Here is a 17,157-nt window from a genome sequence, read left to right as displayed (position 1 = left end):
CCCTTGCCCCGATCTCTCGGGCCATCTGGCCAATCTGTCCCTGAAGCCTTCCAGGGCGGCGCCGGTTGGCGTCGCGCCCCGTCGGTGGTTGGGGATATACGCAGCCGCCCCACCGGTGTCAACACGGCCGTTTTCGAGGGGCTGTGGAAAACTCACCAACCGTCATTCTCCTGTTGGAAGGCTCAGCTTTCCTGGGCTTTTCGCAAATCGCCTCCCGCACGGCGACGGCTCCGACCCCGCCGGCACGGCCGATCCGGGGCTTTGACCGCCCGATTTTTTTCGGTGACCGACGAAAAAAAATTCGAGGCGCGGGGGAGGGGGCTCGCCGGACCGCCGGCGGCCGCCGCGCAGCCTCGTGCGCGAAAAGGCTTGCCGTCGCGGGCGCCCTCAGGCATCCGATTTCCATGACCTGCTCGATCCGCCTCTTCAGCGCGATGTGGTGGCGCTCCGTCTGACGGAGCGGTGAGCACTCATGTTCTGAACGTGCCTGCCGCCATGATCTGGCAGGTGCGCGGACATTTCCCGACAAAACACCCAGGTCGTGGCGGCCCTCAACAAAGGAAAGCCAAATGCCGACCAATCTCGACACGCGCCCCGTCGTCCTCACCGGGGACCGCACCACGGGGCCGCTCCATCTCGGCCACTATGCCGGATCGCTGAAGAGCCGCCTCGCTCTCCAGGAGAGCCACTGCCAATATCTGCTGCTCGCCGATCTCCAGGCGCTGACCGATAATGCCGACGATCCCTCGCGGATCCGGCGCAACGTGCTTGAGGTCGCGTTCGACTATCTCGCGGTCGGCGTCGACCCGGGCGTGACGACGATCGCCGTCCAGTCGCAGCTCCCCGCGCTCGCGGAGCTGACGATGCTCTACATGAACTTCGTCACCGTCTCGCGGCTGGAGCGGAACCCCACCATCAAGGCCGAGATCCAGTTGCGCGGCTTCGAGCGCGACGTGCCGGCGGGGTTCCTGTGCTACCCGGTCGCCCAGGCCGCCGACATCACCGCCTTCAAGGCGACGGTCGTTCCCGTCGGCGAGGACCAGGTGCCGCTGATCGAGCAGACCAACGAGATCGTGCGCCGCATCAACCGCCAGGCGGGACGGCCCGTGCTCGTGGAGGCGGAGGCGCGGCTCTCGCGCGTCGCGCGCCTTCCGGGCGTCGACGGGAAGGGCAAGATGTCGAAGTCGCAGGGGAACGCGATCCCCCTCTCGGCGACGCCCGACATGATCCGCGAGGCGGTCGGGCGCATGTACACCGACCCCAACCATCTGCGCGCGAGCGATCCTGGCACGGTCGAGGGCAACGTGGTCTTCACCTATCTCGACGCCTTCGCCGAGGACGAGGCGGAGGTCGCGGCGATGAAGGCGGCTTACCGGCGGGGCGGGCTCGGCGACATGGTCACCAAGCGGCGGCTGGAGGAGATCCTCGTCGCCTTCCTCGACCCGATCCGCAAGCGGCGCGCCGAGATCGCGGCCGACCCCGGCTACGTGCTCTCCGTCCTCGACGAGGGGACGCGGCGGGCCAGGGCGGTGACGCAGGCGACGCTGCACGAGGTGCGTGCCGGGCTCGGCCTGACCCTTGCCGACCTCACCCTCGCGTCTGCCCATGGGCCGCGCGCCCTCACAGCGTGAGGAAGGCCTGGATGACCACGGCGTTGATGATGTCGACGAAGAAGGCCGAGACGAGCGGCAGCACGATGAAGGCGAGCGGGGAGGGGCCGTAGCGCTTCGTGACGGCCCCCATGTTCGCGATCGCTGTCGGCGTCGCGCCGAGCGTGAAGCCGGCGAAGCCCGCCGACAGCACGGCCGCGAAATAGTCCCGCCCCATGAGGCGGAAGAAGACGAGGAAGATGAACGCGCCGACGATCGCGACCTGCGCGACAAGCGTCGCGATGAGCACGAAGGCGGACCCCGCGAGGGTCCACAGCTGCATGCTCATCAGCGACATCGCGAGGAAGACCGACAGGCTGAAGTCCGACACCATCGCCGTCGCGGGCGTGCGCGAGGGCCACCCCACGTTCTTGAACACGAACGGGACGGTGTTGGTGAGGAGGATGCCGGCGAGGAGGCAGGGGACGAAGAGGGGCATCTTCAGCCCCGCCGCCTCGATCAGATCATGGACCGCGAGGCCGATGAAGATCGCGAGGTGGACGGCGAGGAGGGTGCGCATCACGTCCACATGGTCGAACGTCTTCTGCGCCGGCCCCGCGTCCTCCGGCACGATGAACACGCCGGCCCCCTCCGTCGCGGGCTCCAGGCGGTTGCGCTCGATCAGGAACTTGGCGACCGGCCCGCCGAGCATGCTCGCCGAGATGAGGCCGAGCGTCGCGACGGCGGTGCCGAGCTCGGCCGCGCCCGCGACGCCGAAGCGCTCCGCGATCGTCGGCCCCCAGGCGATCGCCGTGCCGTGCCCGCCGATGAAGGAGGCCGAGCCGAGGAGGATGCCGGCCTGGGGCGGCAGCCCGCCGAGGAGGGCGACGGCGGTGCCGACGACATTCTGGAGCACCACGAGCACGATCGTGAGGCAGAGGAGGATCAGGAACGGCCGCCCGCCGCGCGCGAGGTCGGAGAGGCGCGCGTTGAGGCCGACGATGGTGAAGAAATAGATCAGCAGCGCGTCGCGCGCGGCAAGGTCGAAGACGACCTGCCGACCGCTCACCCAGAAGACGAGGAGGGTGAGGATCGCGACGAGGAAGCCGCCGCTGACGGGCTCCGGGATGTTGTATTCGCGCAGGAACCCGACCGAACGGGTGAGCTTCGCGCCGATGAAATAGACGACGATGCCCGCCGTGAACGCCATCAGCGCGTCGATGTGGATGAGGTTCGAATCGACAATCATCGCGCACCCGGTCGGCGTTGCCGTCCCATGAAAGCGGGACGGCGCCGTGCTGGCAACCCGGTGCGCCGGGTGGCCACCCTGTTCAGGCCGCGGGTTGCGGCGTCTTGAGGACGCCGAGCGCCTCGAGCGCGCGGATCTCGTCCTCGCTGTAGCCGTTCGCGGCGAGGACGGCCGGGCCGTCCATGCCGAGCTCTGGCGCGGGGGCGCGCACGACGCAGGGCGTCTGCGAGAACTTCATCGGGAAGCCGAGCATCCGCACATTGCCCCGCCCCGGATGGGGGACATCGATCGCCATCTCCTGCGCGATCACCTGCGGGTCGGCGAACACCTCGGCGATGTCGAGGGCGCGCCCGCACGGGACGCCGCCCTTGTTGAGCCGGTCGATCCAGTGGTCGACCTTCTCGGCGACGAGCTTCTCGTTCACGAGCGCGTCGATCTCGTGGCGCACATGATAGCGCTTCTGGTTGGTGTCGTAGCGCGGATCGTCGATCACCCATTCGAGGTCGATGATCCTGAGGAAGCGCCGCAGGATCGTGTCGTTCGACGGGGCGACCGCCACCGACCCGTCCGCCGCCGTGAAGAGGCCGTAGGGCGACATGATGGGGTGGTCGTTGCCGGTGCGCTTCGGGATCTCGCCGGTGACGAAATATTCGGCGGCGAGATAGGCGAGGGTGGAGATCGCCCCGTTCACCATCGCCGCCTCGACGTGCTGGCCGACCCCGTTGAGGTCGCGCGCCCGCAACGCCGCGACGATCCCGAGCGCGCAATAGAGGCCGGCGAGGATGTCCGTGATCGGCGTCGCCGAGCGCAGCGGCTCCTCCCCCTCACGCCCGTTGACGCTCATGAGGCCGCTCATCGCCTGGGCGATGAAGTCGAAGGAGGGGCGGTCCACATAGGGGCCGGTCGAGCCGTACCCGTTGACGCTCGCGGTGACGAGGCGCGGGTTGATCTCCCGCAGCCGCTCCGCACCGAAGCCCATCTTGTCGAGGACGCCCGGGCGGAAATTCTCCACCATGACGTCGGCGGTCGACAGCATCCGCGTCAGCACCTCCCGCCCCTCGGGGCTGTAGAGGTCCAGCGCGACCGAGCGCTTGTTGCGGTTGAAGGCGGCATAATACCAGGAGAAGCCGTTCTTCAACGTGCCTTGCACGCGGGTGGAATCGCCCTTGTGCGTCTCGATCTTGATGACGTCGGCGCCGAGATCGGCGAGCATCAGCGTGCAGAAGGGGCCCGACAGCACCCGCGTCAGGTCGACGATGGTGATGCCGTGGAGCGGCTGCTTGGCGGTCATGAGGTCTCTTTATCCGGCGGCGGTGCGAACGCTGTCCATGCCATAGGTGCGCAGGCGCGGGCCCGCCTTCATCAACTGGCCGGGGAGGCCGTGCTCGACCGCCTTCTCGGCGCGCTTGGCGATCTCGATCATCGCGGCGAGGTCGACGCCCGACTCGATGCCCATCTCGTCGAGCATGTAGACGAGGTCCTCGGTCGAGATGTTGCCCGTCGCGTTCGGCGCGAAGGGGCAGCCGCCGAGCCCGCCGATGGAAGACTCGTAGCGCGTGATCCCCTCGATGAGGCCGGCATAGACGCACACGAGGCCGACGCCGCGCGTGTTGTGGAAGTGGAGCGCGATCTCGAGATCGGGCCGGGCCGCGAGGATCGCGCGGCAGCGCTCGGTGACGAGGGGTGGCGTCGCCATGCCCGTCGTGTCGCCGAGCGTCACCGTGTGCATCCCGAGATCGGCATATTGCTTGGCGATGTCGGCGATCGTCTCGACCCGGACGATCCCCTCGAAGGGGCAGCCGAAGGCCGTCGCGATCGCGCCGTGGACCGGGATGCCGGCCGACTCGGCGATGCGGCACACCTCTGCGAACCCCGCCATGGACGCCTCGCGCGTGCGATTGACGTTCTTCAGGTTGTGGCTCTCGGAGGCGGACATGAAGACGACCATGGCGTCGACGCCGGCCTCGACCGCGCGCTCGGCGCCTTTGACGTTCGGCACCAGCGCCGAGAGGGTCACCCCCTCCTGCCGCACGGCCGCGACGACCTCGGCGGCATCGGCGAGCTGCGGCACCGCGCGCGGGGAGACGAAGGACGAAATCTCGAAGTGCTTGACGCCGGCCGCGATCAGGGCCTTAGCGATGGCGATCTTCTCATCGGTCCGCACGTAGACCGGCTCGGCTTGGATGCCGTCCCGGAGGCCGACCTCCACGATATCAACACGGCTCGGCAGTGTCGGCGCGTTCACGGATCCCTCCGGGGCAAGTTTCTGTTGTGTCGGTAGACCAAGCTGGCATACCGTTGCCGCGACCGGCGCGTCAAACGAAACAAACGATAAGCAGCCGGGTGGGGAGGACGATGACCATGCGCGACGATGCGAGCGCACGGGAGGAGGCGACGCGTCGCTTGCGAGCGGACGTGATGTGCCTGACCCTTGCGCCGGGTGAGGCGATCACCGAGCGGGCGCTGGAGGCGCTCTACGGCGTGTCGCGGACCGTCGTGCGCGAGGCGTTGACCCAGATGATCTATGAGGGGCTCGTCCAGCGCGCGCAGCGCGGCTACATCGTCGCCCCCTTCGATCTCGACGAATTGAACGAGCTCTTCGCCTACCGCAACGTGGTGGAGGACGCGGTCGTGCGCCTCGCCTGCCAGCATGCGCGCGCGGACGAGCTCGACGCGATCCAGGCCGAGATCGAGGCGGGGCTGCGCGAATTTACGCCCGAAGGATGGATGGAGATCGGGCTCGATTTCCACGTCCGCCTCGCGGCCCTGTCGCGCAACCGCTTCCTGTGCGCCGCCGTGCAGGACATCACGACCCGGACCTACCGCGCCCGCTGGCTCGCGATCAGCGCCGGCAGCGGCAGCCAGATCACGCACGACCAACACACCGAGATTCTGCGTCGCATTCGTGCCAAGGATGAAGACGGCGCAGCAGAGGCCGTCCGCGCCCATGCCCGCGAGGTGCACAAGCAGGTGCTGGCGTCCATCGAAGCGTCCCGCCGAATTCTCGGCCGACGCAGTGTCGTGGGGTCCTCGTGACCCCGCTTTTCTCCAGAGACGGCCGGATACACGGCCGCTCGAGCAACTGAGGGAGCTTTTGCCCATGAAACATATTCTGTCCGCCGCCGCGCTTGCCGCGCTTGCGGTGAGTGCGCTGCCGATCGGCGCCACCAAGGCCGAGGCGGCCGAGTGCATCGCGCCGGCCGATCCGGGCGGCGGCTGGGACTTCACCTGCCGCACCGTCGGCCGTCTCCTCACCGAAGAGGGGATCGAGGACGGGCCGGTGCAGGTTGTCAACATGCCGGGCGGCGTCGGCGCGGTGGCCTATGCGCGCGTGATGTCGAGCCGGGCCGACGATCCGGCGCTCCTCGTCGCGACCTCGACGGTCGGCGTCACCCAGATCGCGCAGGGCAAGTACCCGGCCGGCACCGACGCCATGCGTTGGCTCGCGATGCTGGGCGCGGACGTCGGCGTCGTGCTCGTCTCGGCCGATTCGCCCTACAACACGCTCGACGACCTCTTCAACGCGATGAAGGAAGACGTCGGCTCGGTCGTGACCTCGGGCTCGACGGCGGCCGGCGGCTGGGACCACATCCGTCTCCTTCTCCTCGCCAAGGCCGCGGGCATGACCCCCGACCAGTTCACCAAGATCCGCTGGGTCCAGTTCGACGGCGGCACGCCGGCCGTGACGCAGATGATGGGCGGCCAGACGCAGGTCGTCGTCACCGATCTCGGCGAGATCGCGGGCTTCGTGGAATCGGGCGACGTGAAGGTTCTCGCCGCGATGTCGGACGAGCCGATCCCGGCCTTCCCGGACATCCCGACCGCCGCCTCGCAGGGCTATGACGTGACCGGCTACAACTGGCGCGGCTTCTACACCGGCGGCGGCGTGAGCGACGAGGGCTACGACGCCTGGGTCCAGAAGCTCGACACGCTCTTCAAGAGCGATGCCTGGCAGGAAGCGGCGAAGGCGAACGGCCTCATCCCGATCTGGCGCGGCGGTGCCGAGTTCAACGACTACGTCAATGAACAGGCCAAGCAGATGGAAGAGATTTCGCGGGAGATCGGGGTCATCAAATGAGTGATCGGATCGTCGGGCTCTTCTTTCTGGCCTTGTCGATCTGGTACGGCGTGACCGCGGGGAACTATGAGGCTGGCTTCGGCGATCCTCTGGGCCCCGCGGCCTTTCCGCAGATGCTTTCGGTCCCGGCGGCGCTTCTGTCGCTGGGCCTGATCCTGCGGCCGGATCCGGACCCGTCGTGGTCACGCGGCATGGTGCTTCTGCGGCAGGGGACGACGCTCGTCATCCTGATCGCCTACGCGCTGCTTCTCGAGCCGTTCGGATTCCCGATCGCGACGTTCATCGCCGTGGTCTTCCTCGCCAAGCTGCTCGGCACCTCCTGGCTGAAGGCGGGAGCGGCGGCGCTCATCATGAGCCCGCTCCTCTTCATCCTGTTCGACGTGCTGCTCGGCCTGCCGCTGCCCCTCTCACCATCGATCTGACGCACCCATGGAAACGCTGACCTTTCTGGCCGCCGGTTTTCAGGTGGCGCTCACCCCGACGAACCTCGCCCTCGCGCTGTTCGGCTGCTTTGCGGGAACGATCATCGGCTCGCTGCCGGGCCTCGGTCCCGTCAACGGCGTCGCGATCCTGATCCCGCTCGCCTTCTCGCTGAAGCTCGACCCGACCTCGGCCCTCATCATGCTGAGCGCGGTCTATTATGGCGCGATGTATGGCGGGCGCATCTCGTCCATCATGCTGAACATTCCGGGCGACGAGCCCGCGATCATGACGACGCTGGACGGCTACCCGATGGCGCGCCAGGGCAAGGCCGCCGAAGCGCTCGCCATATCCGGCGTCGCCTCCTTCATCGGGGCGACCTTCGCGACCGTCGGCCTCACCCTTTTCGCCCCGCTCCTCGCGAAGGCGGCGATCTATTTCGGCCCGGCCGACTATTTCGCCCTCTACGTCCTCGCCTTCGCCACGATCGGCGGCATCTCGGGCGCGAACCCGATCAAGACGCTGCTCGCCGCCTGTCTCGGTCTGATGATCGGCACCGTCGGCCTCGACCCGGCGACCGGCACCGCGCGCTACACGCTCGGCTCCTTCCACCTTTATGACGGGTTCGATCCGATCGTCGCGATCGTCGGCCTCTTTGCGATCTCCGAAGTGCTCCTCCTCTTCGAGATGCACCTCCAGGGCTCCGAGCCGATCAAGCGCCTCGGCCGCCTGATCCCGCGCTTCTCCGACCTGAAGCCCGGCCTCGGCGCCTCGCTGCGCGGCTCGGTCGTCGGCTTCATCGCCGGCATCCTGCCGGGGGCGGGCGCCTCGCTCGGCGCGGTGATGTCCTACTCGTTCGAGAAGCGGCTCTCCAACAAGAACGACACGTTCGGCAAGGGCGATCCGCGCGGCGTCGCGGCGCCGGAGGCGGGCAACAACGCGGCGAGCGGCGGCGCGCTCATCCCGATGCTGACGCTCGGCGTTCCGGGCTCGGGCACCACGGCGGTGATGCTCGCGATGCTCGTCTCGCTGAACATCCAGCCCGGCCCGCTCCTCTTCCAGAACAACCCGCAGATCGTGTGGGGCCTCATCGCCTCTCTCTATATTGCGAACTTCGTGCTCCTCGCCCTCAACATCCCGATGATCGGCATCTTCACGCGCATCCTGTCGCTGCCGCAGTGGGCGCTGATGCCGTTCGTGGTGATGGTGAGCTTCCTCGGCATCTACTCGATCAGCCACTCCTCCTTCGACCTTCTGGTCATGATCGGCTTCGGCGTGCTCGGCTTCGTGCTGCGCAAGCTCGAGGTCTCGCTGGTGCCGGTCGTGCTCGGCCTCCTTCTCGGCGCCGACATGGAGAACAATCTTCGCCGGGCCCTCTCGATTTCCGACGGAGATTTCTCGATCCTCTTCCAGAGCCCGATCTCGCTGGGCCTCTATGCGGCAACGGCCGTCCTGCTCGCGACCGCGGTCTACATGGCGGCCGGCGACCGGAAGGCCCACAAGCCCGGCGAGCCGCACCTGACGGAGGAATGAGACCAATGGGCCGGATCGACCAACGCCTCGACGAACTCGGCATCGTCCTGCCGAAGCCCTGGACGCCGCGCGGCAACTTCCTGCCCTTCCGAAAGGAGGGGCGGCTCGTCCATCTCGCCGGCCAGCTGTGCGAGTGGGACGGGGAGGTGATCTGCCACGGCCCCGTCGGCGAAGGGGGCGTCTCCGTGGAGGAGGCGGCCAAGGCCGCGCGCGTCTGCGCGATCAACCTCCTCTACACGCTGAAGCTCGCCTGCGACGGCGATCTCGACCGCGTGGTCCAGATCCAGCGCCTCGGCGGCTTCGTCGCCGGCACGCTCGGCTTCAGCATGAGCCCGCAGGTGATCAACGGCGCCTCGGCCGTCTTCATCGATGTGTTCGGCGAGGCGGGGCGGCACGCGCGCACGGCGGTCGCCGTGGCGGGCCTGCCGGTGAACGCCGCCGTCGAGGTGGATGCGATCGTCGTCGTCGCGGATTGATGCTTCGGCCGCAACGGCCGCGTCACCGCCCGTTCCAAGCCGCTCCGGCGCACCGCGCCGGGGCGGTTTTTCTTTGTCCAACGGCCGCTGGTCGGGCGCGCCGAGTGTAGCCTTTTTGGCTACGGCCTAGCGCAATATTGGCACAAGACAGCACCGCCCCCTCGCAGCACAGTGAGGCTCACCGGGGTGTCGAGCCCCGCGCGCCGGCCTCGGTCCGGCGCCGCCGCGTTTTTGTCCGCCACCCTCCAGGAGCTTGGATATGCGCCCCACGCGACGTGATTTTCTCAAGACCTCCGCCGCCGCCGGAGCTCTCGGCGCCGCCGGCCTCGGCCTGCCGGCCTTCGCCCAGGACCCGACGACGCTCAAGCTGATCCTCAACTGGCGTTATCAGGGCCCGCAGGCCTGGTTCTTCCTTGCGCAGGACAAGGGCTACTTCAAGGAAGCCGGGCTCGACGTCGTGATGGACCAGGGCAACGGCTCGGGCGCGGCGGTCGGCCAGGTCGCCGCCGGCGCCTACGATGTCGGCTTCGGCGACGTCAACGCCCTCATCCAGCTCGCCGCGACGAAGCCGGAGGAGGCGCCGATCTGCGTCTACCAGATGTACAACACCCCGCCCTTCACCGTCGGCGTGCTCGCCTCCAGCGAGATCCAGTCGGCGAAGGACCTCGAAGGCCACAAGCTCGGCGGCGCGGCCAATGACGGCGCGCTGAAGCTCTGGCCGGCCTTCACCAACATCGCCGGCATCGACACCGCCGGGATCGAGATCCTGAATTTCGCGCCGAACCTGCGCGAGCAGATGCTGAAGAGCGGCCAGGTCGACGGCGTCTTCGGCTACGTCAACACGATCCGCTTCTCCGCCAAGCTCGCCGGGATGGATCCCGACACCGAGATCCGCTTCATCAACTACGGCGACTATGGGATGGACCTCTATTCCAACGGCATCATCGTCTCGAAGGCGCTCGCCGAATCGAACCCCGACGCGGTGCGCGCCCTGGTGCGCGGCATCAACAAGGGCATCGCCGACACGCTGAAGGATTTCGACGCCGGCATCGACGCCGTCGCCTCGCGCGAGCCGCTCATCAACAAGGCGGTCGAGAAGGAGCGCCTGATCGCGACCCTCGAGGACGAGATGGCGCACGACGAGGTCAAGGTCGTGAGCCTCGGCAACATCGACCCTGAGCGGATGAAGAAGGCGATCGACATCGTGGTGCAGGCGAACGAGCTGCCGCGCACCCCGTCGGTCGATGAGATCTTCACCGATGCTTTCCTCCCGCCCGAAGACGAGCGGATCTACGAGCTGATCTGATCATGGACTTGAAGATGAACGGGCAGGTGGCGGTCGTCACCGGGCCGGCAAAGGGAATGGGCGCAGCGATCACGCGCGCCTTCGCGGGGGAGGGCGTCGATCTCGCCCTCTTCGGCCGCGACACCGGGGCGATCGAGCCGGTCGCCGCCGAGTGCCGCGAGATGGGCCGCAAGGTGGAGGTCGTCGCGTGCGACGTGACCGACGCCGCGGCCGTCGAGGCGGGCGTCGCGCACGTCCTCGCGACGTTCGGGCGGATCGACATCCTCGTGAACGTCGCGGGCGGGACGGGGCCGATCGGCAAGTCCGGCATCGAGACGACGCCGGAAGAGTTCGACGACATCGTCTCCCTCAATATCGGCGGGCCGTTCCACATGATCCGGGCCATCGCGCCGATCATGCAGGGCCAGCACTACGGCAAGATCGTCAATGTCGGCGGCACCTTCGGGATGCGCGGCAAGGCGGGGCGGCTCTCCTATTCGAGCTCGAAGTGGGGCCTGCGCGGTCTTACGAAGAGCTTCGCGCTGGAGCTCGGCCCCGACAACATCAACGTGAACTGCGTCGCGCCCGGCATGGTCGCCGGCCCGCGCTTCTACACGAAGGTGGTGCCGGAGATGGCCGCGCGGCTCGGCATCACCGAGGCAGAGGCGGCCGAGCGCCACGCCGCCGACTACGCCCTCCGCCGCGTCTCCACCGACGAGGACATCGCCGCGGCGACCCTCTTCCTCGCCTCCGACGTCTCGCGCCAGATCACCGGCGTCGACCTCCCGGTCGATGGCGGGTGGGCGGCGCTATGATCGACCTCGTCCTCACCGGCGGCACGGTCGTCACCGAGGGTGGCGAGGCGCGCGCGGACGTCGCGATCGATGGCGGCCGCATCGTCGCCGTCGGTCTCGCCGAGACGATGCCGGCCGCGCGCGAGCAGGTCGACGTCGCGGGCCACCATCTCCTGCCGGGCGCGATCGATGTCCACGTCCACTTCCGCGAGCCGGGCTACACCCACAAGGAAGACTGGGGCACGGGGACGGCGGCGGCCGCGATGGGCGGCGTCACCACCGTCTTCGAGATGCCGAACACCAACCCGCCGACGCGCTCCGTCGCGGAGCTGCGCGAGAAGCGGGCCGCGGCGCGCAAGGCACGCGTCGATTTCGGCCTCTACGGCCTCCTCGCCGAGGACAATATCGGTGAACTCGAAGCGCTCGCCGCCGCCGGCGTGAACGCCTTCAAATGCTTCATGGGCAACACCTTCGGCAACCTGCCCTCGCCCTCGACCGGGGCGATGCTCGAAGGGTTCGAGATCGCGGCGAAGACGGGCCTTCGCATCTCCCTCCATGCCGAGACGGCCTCCATCATGGCCTGGCGGCAGGAGCGGCTGGAGGCGGCCGGGATCGACCATCCGCTCGCCCACGTCGCCGCCCGGCCGGAGATCGTCGCGATCGAGGCGGTGGGCCGCGCCGCCGTCCTCGCCGAATGGACCGGCGCGCGCGTCCACGTCCTCCACATCTCCTCGGCCGGCGAATTGCGCCCGCTCGCGGAGGCGAAGGCGCGCGGCGTCGACATCACCGGCGAGACCTGCCCCTGCTATCTCTTCCTCACCACGGCCGACTATGACCGGCTCGGCAGCGTCATCCGCGTGAACCCGCCGGTGCGCGAGGCGAAGGACGCGGACGCGATCTGGGACGCGCTTCAGTCCGGTCTCGTCGACATGATCGCGACCGACCACGCGCCGCACACGCCCGAAGAGAAGATCAACCCGGTGATCTGGAAGGCCGATTGCGGCTTCCCCGGCGTCGAGACGCAGATGCCCCTGATGCTCACCGAGGTCGCCAAGGGCCGGATGAGCCTCTCCCAATATGTGAAGATGTCGGCCGGAAACCCCGCCCGCGCCTTTGGCCTGTGGCCGCGGAAGGGCCGGATCGGGGTGGGGGCGGATGCCGACATCGCCGTCGTCGACATGGGCCGGCGCGAGACGATCGCCGCCGAGCGCCTCCATTCGCGCGCCCGCATCACGCCCTTCGAGGGGCGCGAGACGATCGGCGCCCCCGTCCACACCCTGGTGCGCGGCACCTTCGTGCAGCGCGACCGGACCCTCGTTCCGGGTCTCGAGGGGCACGGGCGTCAGGTGACGGACATCCAGCAAATGGCACAGCCCGCGCCGCGCCATGTGGAAGAGAGCCTCGAATATCTGCTCGCCGAGGCGCGCGCCGCATGATCGCGCACGCGGCGATCCCCACCGCGGCGGTGCTCGAAGGCGCGCCGCTGATCGAGTTCGACGCGGTCTCGGCCACCTACGGCACCGGCAAGGCGCGCACCGAGGCGCTTCAGCCGACCACGCTGAAGGTCGAGAAGGGGGATTTCGTCGCGCTCGTCGGTCCGTCCGGCTGCGGTAAGTCGACGATCCTGAAGCTCGTCGCCGAACTGATGAAGCCGACGAGCGGGCACATCTTCTTCGCCGGGCGCGAGCTCGGCGCGAACCCGGTGCGCGTCGGCATGGCCTTCCAGGCCTCGACGCTGCTGCCGTGGAAGACGATCCGCGCCAACGTGATGCTGCCGCTCAAGATCGTGCGCCCCTTCCGCGAGAGCTATCGGGCGAACAAGAACGGGGCCTATCGCGAGCGGGTCGACGCGCTGCTGGAGCATGTCGGCCTCATCGACTTCGCCGATTCCTATCCCTGGCAGCTCTCCGGCGGGATGCAGCAGCGGGCGAATCTGTGCCGCGCGCTGGTCCACGACCCGGACCTCCTTCTCCTCGACGAGCCGTTCGGCGCGCTCGATCAGTTCACCCGCGAGGAGCTGTGGTCGACGATGCAGGATCTGTGGATGGAGCGGCGCTCGACGGTGCTCCTCGTCACCCACGATCTGCGCGAGGCGGCCTATCTCGCGAGCCGCATCTGCGTGATGAGCCCGCGCCCTGGGCGCATCCTGGAGGATCGCACCGTGCCTTTCGCGCGCCCGCGCCATCTCGGCCTCACCTTCGAGCCGGACTTCACCGCCCTCGTTCAGGACCTGCGCGAGAAGATCGTGCGCACCCCGACGGGCAAAGCCGCGCGGGGAGGCGGCCATGAGTGAGGTCGTGCGCCGGAAAATCTACTCGGCGATACTGATCGTCGGCGTGTTCGTCGCGTGGGAGCTCGCCTGCCGGCTCTTCCACATCTCCGACCTCATCCTGCCGCGCCCGACACAGGTAATCGCGACCCTCATCGAGTACGCGCCCGGCATCGCCCCGCACGCCTACCAGACCCTCTACACAACGATCGTGGGGTTCGCGTTCGGCGTCGTCATCGGCCTGTCGCTCGGCGTCCTCATCGGCTCCTCGCGCCTCGCCTTCGACACCGCCTATCCGCTCCTCGTCGGCATCTCGTCGATCCCGAAGGTCGCGGTCGTGCCGATCTTCGTCCTGTGGTTCGGCGCGGGGACGGTGCCGGCGATCCTGACGGCGATGATCATCTGCATCTTCCCGATCGTCGTGAACGTCGCGACGGGCATCGCCACGGTGGAGCCGGAGCTGGAAGACGTGATGCGCTCGATGAAGGCGACAAAGTTCGACATCCTCTGGAATGTCGGCCTGCCGCGCTCGATGCCCTATTTCTTCGCCTCGCTGAAGGTCGCGATCACGCTCGCCTTCGTCGGCTCGGTCATCGCCGAGACGGTCGCCTCGAACCGGGGGATCGGCAACATGATGATCATCGCCTCCTCCTCCTTCAACGTGCCGCTCGTGTTCGCGGGGCTCGCGATCCTCTCCTTCCTCGGCGTCTCGCTCTACGTGATCTTCTCGCTGATCGAGCGCCGGGTGACGGGTTGGGCGATGCGCAAGGCGGGGTAAGAACGAGGGGTCAGACCCGCGTCGCCTCGCGCACCCGCGCGGAGAGGGCCCAGAGCACGGCGACGCCCGCGACGTTGAGAAGGCCGAGCGCGACGAGCGCGGTCAGCGTCGCGTGCGCCCCGGCCCGCTGCATCAGGATCGCGGCGGCGAACGGGGAGAGGGCCTGTGCGATGAGGCTCGGCATCGCGAGGCGCCCCATCAGCCGGGCGTAGCCCTCGGCCCCGAAAAGGGCGAGCGGCAGCGTCCCGCGCGCGATCGACCAGATGCCGTTGCCCGCGCCATAGGCGATGAGAGCGGCGGCGGGGAGCGGGAAGCCCGACCACAGGAGAATAAGGCCGGCCGCGATCAGGACGGTCGCCGCCGTGATCGTCCAGATCGGGTGGTAGCGGTTGCCGCCGAGCATCTCGACGACGCGCGCGCCGACCTGCGCCGGGCCGACGAGCGCGCCGAGCGCGACCGCCGCCGCGAGACCGACCCCGCCCGCCTCCAGGATTGCGATGAGATGCACCGACCAGGTGGCCGAGATGATGCCGCCGCTCGTCAGCAGGACCGCGAGGAGGATGACGAGGTGCGTGCGGTTCTTCGTCTGCGCGTCCGGCCGCGCGACGCGCCGGGGCGGAGGCGGCGGCGGATCGCGCCGCGCTTCAGACGGCACCATGAAGATGTGGAGCGGCAGGGAGATCGCGAGGTGGATCCCCGCATAGACGAGGCAGGCGCCGCGCCAGCCGACCGTATCGACGAGGAGCGCGGAGAGGGGCCAGCAGACGGTGCTCGCGAAGCCGCCCCAGAGGGTCAGCGTCGTGATCGCGCTGCGCGCCTTCGCGCCGTAGAGGCGGCCGAGCGTCGAGAAGCCCGCATCATAGAGCCCTGCTCCCATGCCGATCCCGACGATGACCCAGGCGAGGAGATAAATTGCAAGGTTCGTCGATGCGGCGAGGAGGGCGAGGCCCGCGGCGAGCGCGATCGAGCTTGCGGTCAGCACCGGCCGCCCGCCGAACCGGTCGATGAGCTGGCCGACGCGGATCGAGATGAGGCCGGAGACGAGGAGACCGACGGAGAAGCCGCCGATCACCGCGCCATAGGCCCAGCCGGTGGACGTCGCGATGGGCTTCGCGAGCACGGCGAGGAGATAGTAGGACGAGCCCCACGCGAGGATCTGCGTGAGGCCGAGGGCCGAGATGATGACCCGCCGCCGGCCCGCCGGTTCGTCGTCCGGGAGGCTCGTGGCGGCGGTCGCTCCAGTGTTCATGCGTCGATGCGATCCATGTCGAGGGGCGCGCCGCACCCGCAGCCCGCCGCGCCCGCGCGCTTGGCGGCGAGGTCGGCCCCGCAGCAGGCCTCCCGCTCCGCCGCTTCAACGGGCGCGCAGCATCCTTCCTCCACGAGATCGGAACTGCAAACCCCCGTCTGCGGCAAAACGAGATGAACCGCGCGCGCGGCTACCTCGTCGCCCGCGAGGTGTGCGGCGATGGAGCGGACCTGCTCGTAGCCGGTCGCCATCAGGAAGGTCGGCGCGCGCCCGTAGGACTTCGCCCCGGCGATGAAGAGGCCGGGCTCGGGGTGGGCAAGTTCGGCCGCGCCGTGCGGCGGGACGGTGCCGCAGGAGTGGAGGTTCGGGTCGATGAGAGGGGCGAGTGCGCTTGGGGCCTCCACCACCGGATCGAGGCCGACACGCACTTCGCGCAGCAGCGCGAGGTCCGGCCGGAAGCCGGTCGCGACGATCGCGCGATCGACGGCGAGCGTCATCGGCGCGCCCTGATGGGTCGCCTCGATGGTGAGGCCGTCCCCGCTCGCGTGGATCGCGGTGGCGGCGAAGGGGGCGAGGAGGCGCACGTCGCCCGCCTCCACGGCCTCGCGTGCCGCGATGCCGAGCGCCCCGCGCGCCGCGAGCTGGTCGTCCGCGCCGCCGCCGAAGAGGCGCGCGAGGCGGTCGTGACGGAGCGCCCAGAGGATCATTGTTCCCGGCGCGTCGGCCTTCTGCCGGATGAGGTCGAGCACGGCATTGATCGCCGAATGCCCGCTGCCGACGACGAGCACGCGCCGGCCCGCGAAATCCGCCCGGCGCGCGCCGAGAATGTCGGGGATCCCGGTGTCGATCAGCGCCGCGGCCGCCGCCTCGCCGGGGACGGGGAGACCGTCGGTCCCCATCGGGTTCGGCGTGCCCCACGTCCCGCTGGCATCGATCACGGCGCGGGCGCGCTCCGTCCGGGTGGCGCCGCTTGCGTCGCGCCAGCGCACGAGGAAGGGGGCCTCGGCCCGGTCCGTCGACCCGCTCTTGTCGAGCCCCTCGCGGGTGATGCCGGTGACCGTCGCGCCATAGGTGATCGCGCGCGCAAGGTGCGGGTGGCGGGCGAGGGGGGCGAGATAGTCCGCCAGGAGCTCCGCCCCGGTCGGGAGGCGGTCGGGGTCGGGCGCCGTCCATCCCGTCGTCTCGAGGAGGCGGCGGGCGGCGTCGTCGACATTGAAGCGCCAGGGCGAGAAGAGGCGCACATGCCCCCAATCGCGCACGGCCGCCCCGGCGTCGGCGCCGCGTTCCAGGACGCGGGCCGCCATGCCGCGCTCCATGACGTGCGCGGCAGCCGCGAGCCCCACGGGGCCGGCGCCGATGATCGCGACGGGAAGGTCCGAAAGCTCAGGCATCGAAGGCTCCTTCTATTTTTCCAGCATTATCGAAATAATGGGCAAA

Annotated in this window: 16 protein-coding genes; 11 read left to right on the top strand and 5 right to left on the bottom strand. The window is 69.0% G+C overall.

What is annotated here, in order from left to right:
• The first annotated feature begins 569 nt into the window (after positions 1 to 569).
• On the top strand, positions 570 to 1,631 hold the full coding sequence (gene trpS, locus DBV35_RS19325; protein ID WP_108661916.1) for a tryptophan--tRNA ligase: 1,062 nt from the start codon (positions 570 to 572) through the stop codon (positions 1,629 to 1,631).
• Here the strand turns inward: trpS and gltS are convergent.
• From gltS to DBV35_RS19310, 3 genes are all read right to left on the bottom strand, one after another.
• On the bottom strand, positions 1,621 to 2,838 hold the full coding sequence (gene gltS / locus DBV35_RS19320; RefSeq protein ID WP_108661915.1) for a sodium/glutamate symporter: 1,218 nt from the start codon (positions 2,836 to 2,838) through the stop codon (positions 1,621 to 1,623). The genes trpS and gltS overlap by 11 nt on opposite strands.
• Before the next feature lie 82 nt (positions 2,839 to 2,920).
• Complete coding sequence (locus tag DBV35_RS19315) at positions 2,921 to 4,129, bottom strand: CaiB/BaiF CoA transferase family protein (RefSeq protein ID WP_108661914.1); 1,209 nt, start codon at positions 4,127 to 4,129, stop codon at positions 2,921 to 2,923.
• A 9-nt stretch (positions 4,130 to 4,138) separates the two neighbouring features.
• On the bottom strand, positions 4,139 to 5,083 hold the full coding sequence (locus tag DBV35_RS19310) for a hydroxymethylglutaryl-CoA lyase (RefSeq protein WP_108661913.1): 945 nt from the start codon (positions 5,081 to 5,083) through the stop codon (positions 4,139 to 4,141).
• Positions 5,084 to 5,193: 110 nt separating this feature from the next.
• On the opposite strand from DBV35_RS19310, the gene DBV35_RS19305 reads away from it, so the two are divergent.
• The 10 genes from DBV35_RS19305 (at position 5,194) to DBV35_RS19260 (ending at position 14,471) form a co-directional block, all read left to right on the top strand.
• Complete coding sequence (locus tag DBV35_RS19305) at positions 5,194 to 5,874, top strand: GntR family transcriptional regulator (RefSeq protein WP_108661912.1); 681 nt, start codon at positions 5,194 to 5,196, stop codon at positions 5,872 to 5,874.
• 64 nt (positions 5,875 to 5,938) lie between these two features.
• A complete protein-coding gene (locus DBV35_RS19300; protein ID WP_108661911.1) occupies positions 5,939 to 6,916 on the top strand; it encodes a Bug family tripartite tricarboxylate transporter substrate binding protein in 978 nt (325 codons plus the stop codon).
• A complete protein-coding gene (locus DBV35_RS19295) occupies positions 6,913 to 7,338 on the top strand; it encodes a tripartite tricarboxylate transporter TctB family protein (protein WP_108661910.1) in 426 nt (141 codons plus the stop codon). The genes DBV35_RS19300 and DBV35_RS19295 overlap by 4 nt, the downstream gene beginning before the upstream one ends.
• 7 nt (positions 7,339 to 7,345) lie before the next feature.
• A complete protein-coding gene (locus tag DBV35_RS19290) occupies positions 7,346 to 8,869 on the top strand; it encodes a tripartite tricarboxylate transporter permease (protein WP_108661909.1) in 1,524 nt (507 codons plus the stop codon).
• A gap of 5 nt (positions 8,870 to 8,874) precedes the next feature.
• On the top strand, positions 8,875 to 9,345 hold the full coding sequence (locus DBV35_RS19285) for a RidA family protein (RefSeq protein ID WP_108661908.1): 471 nt from the start codon (positions 8,875 to 8,877) through the stop codon (positions 9,343 to 9,345).
• A 259-nt stretch (positions 9,346 to 9,604) separates the two neighbouring features.
• Positions 9,605 to 10,651, top strand: a complete 1,047-nt coding sequence (locus tag DBV35_RS19280) for an ABC transporter substrate-binding protein (protein WP_108661907.1) — start codon at positions 9,605 to 9,607, stop codon at positions 10,649 to 10,651.
• Between the two features lie 2 nt (positions 10,652 to 10,653).
• The gene (locus DBV35_RS19275; RefSeq protein WP_108661906.1) at positions 10,654 to 11,445 is read left to right on the top strand and encodes an SDR family NAD(P)-dependent oxidoreductase; all 792 of its coding nucleotides are present in this window, start codon (positions 10,654 to 10,656) and stop codon (positions 11,443 to 11,445) included.
• Positions 11,442 to 12,860: an allantoinase AllB gene (gene allB / locus DBV35_RS19270; protein WP_108661905.1), complete on the top strand. Its 1,419-nt coding sequence runs from the start codon at positions 11,442 to 11,444 to the stop codon at positions 12,858 to 12,860. The genes DBV35_RS19275 and allB overlap by 4 nt, the downstream gene beginning before the upstream one ends.
• A complete protein-coding gene (locus DBV35_RS19265; protein ID WP_108661904.1) occupies positions 12,857 to 13,717 on the top strand; it encodes an ABC transporter ATP-binding protein in 861 nt (286 codons plus the stop codon). Before allB ends, DBV35_RS19265 begins: the two co-directional genes overlap by 4 nt.
• Positions 13,710 to 14,471, top strand: coding sequence for an ABC transporter permease (locus DBV35_RS19260; RefSeq protein WP_108661903.1), 762 nt, complete (start codon positions 13,710 to 13,712; stop codon positions 14,469 to 14,471). Before DBV35_RS19265 ends, DBV35_RS19260 begins: the two co-directional genes overlap by 8 nt.
• 10 nt (positions 14,472 to 14,481) lie before the next feature.
• On the opposite strand, the gene DBV35_RS19255 is transcribed toward DBV35_RS19260, so the two are convergent.
• Positions 14,482 to 15,720 carry an MFS transporter gene (locus DBV35_RS19255; RefSeq protein ID WP_108661902.1) on the bottom strand — a complete coding sequence of 413 codons (1,239 nt, stop codon included), beginning with the start codon at positions 15,718 to 15,720 and terminating at the stop codon, positions 14,482 to 14,484.
• Positions 15,717 to 17,111, bottom strand: a complete 1,395-nt coding sequence (locus DBV35_RS19250) for an NAD(P)-binding domain-containing protein (RefSeq protein ID WP_108661901.1) — start codon at positions 17,109 to 17,111, stop codon at positions 15,717 to 15,719. The genes DBV35_RS19255 and DBV35_RS19250 overlap by 4 nt, the downstream gene beginning before the upstream one ends.
• Positions 17,112 to 17,157: the final 46 nt, after the last annotated feature.

It is taken from the genome of Acuticoccus kandeliae (assembly GCF_003073115.1).
This window is presented reverse-complemented; position numbering and strand designations above follow the sequence as displayed.

Excerpts from the sequence above, each read along its gene's own strand:
- trpS (WP_108661916.1), top strand. The coding sequence starts at position 570 with ATGCCGACCAATCTCGACACGCGCCCCGTCGTCCTCACCGGGGACCGC.
- gltS (WP_108661915.1), bottom strand. The coding sequence starts at position 2,838 with ATGATTGTCGATTCGAACCTCATCCACATCGACGCGCTGATGGCGTTC.
- DBV35_RS19315 (WP_108661914.1), bottom strand. The coding sequence starts at position 4,129 with ATGACCGCCAAGCAGCCGCTCCACGGCATCACCATCGTCGACCTGACG.
- DBV35_RS19305 (WP_108661912.1), top strand. The coding sequence starts at position 5,194 with ATGACCATGCGCGACGATGCGAGCGCACGGGAGGAGGCGACGCGTCGC.
- DBV35_RS19300 (WP_108661911.1), top strand. The coding sequence starts at position 5,939 with ATGAAACATATTCTGTCCGCCGCCGCGCTTGCCGCGCTTGCGGTGAGT.
- DBV35_RS19295 (WP_108661910.1), top strand. The coding sequence starts at position 6,913 with ATGAGTGATCGGATCGTCGGGCTCTTCTTTCTGGCCTTGTCGATCTGG.
- DBV35_RS19290 (WP_108661909.1), top strand. The coding sequence starts at position 7,346 with ATGGAAACGCTGACCTTTCTGGCCGCCGGTTTTCAGGTGGCGCTCACC.
- DBV35_RS19285 (WP_108661908.1), top strand. The coding sequence starts at position 8,875 with ATGGGCCGGATCGACCAACGCCTCGACGAACTCGGCATCGTCCTGCCG.
- DBV35_RS19280 (WP_108661907.1), top strand. The coding sequence starts at position 9,605 with ATGCGCCCCACGCGACGTGATTTTCTCAAGACCTCCGCCGCCGCCGGA.
- DBV35_RS19275 (WP_108661906.1), top strand. The coding sequence starts at position 10,654 with ATGGACTTGAAGATGAACGGGCAGGTGGCGGTCGTCACCGGGCCGGCA.
- allB (WP_108661905.1), top strand. The coding sequence starts at position 11,442 with ATGATCGACCTCGTCCTCACCGGCGGCACGGTCGTCACCGAGGGTGGC.
- DBV35_RS19265 (WP_108661904.1), top strand. The coding sequence starts at position 12,857 with ATGATCGCGCACGCGGCGATCCCCACCGCGGCGGTGCTCGAAGGCGCG.
- DBV35_RS19260 (WP_108661903.1), top strand. The coding sequence starts at position 13,710 with ATGAGTGAGGTCGTGCGCCGGAAAATCTACTCGGCGATACTGATCGTC.
- DBV35_RS19255 (WP_108661902.1), bottom strand. The coding sequence starts at position 15,720 with ATGAACACTGGAGCGACCGCCGCCACGAGCCTCCCGGACGACGAACCG.
- DBV35_RS19250 (WP_108661901.1), bottom strand. The coding sequence starts at position 17,111 with ATGCCTGAGCTTTCGGACCTTCCCGTCGCGATCATCGGCGCCGGCCCC.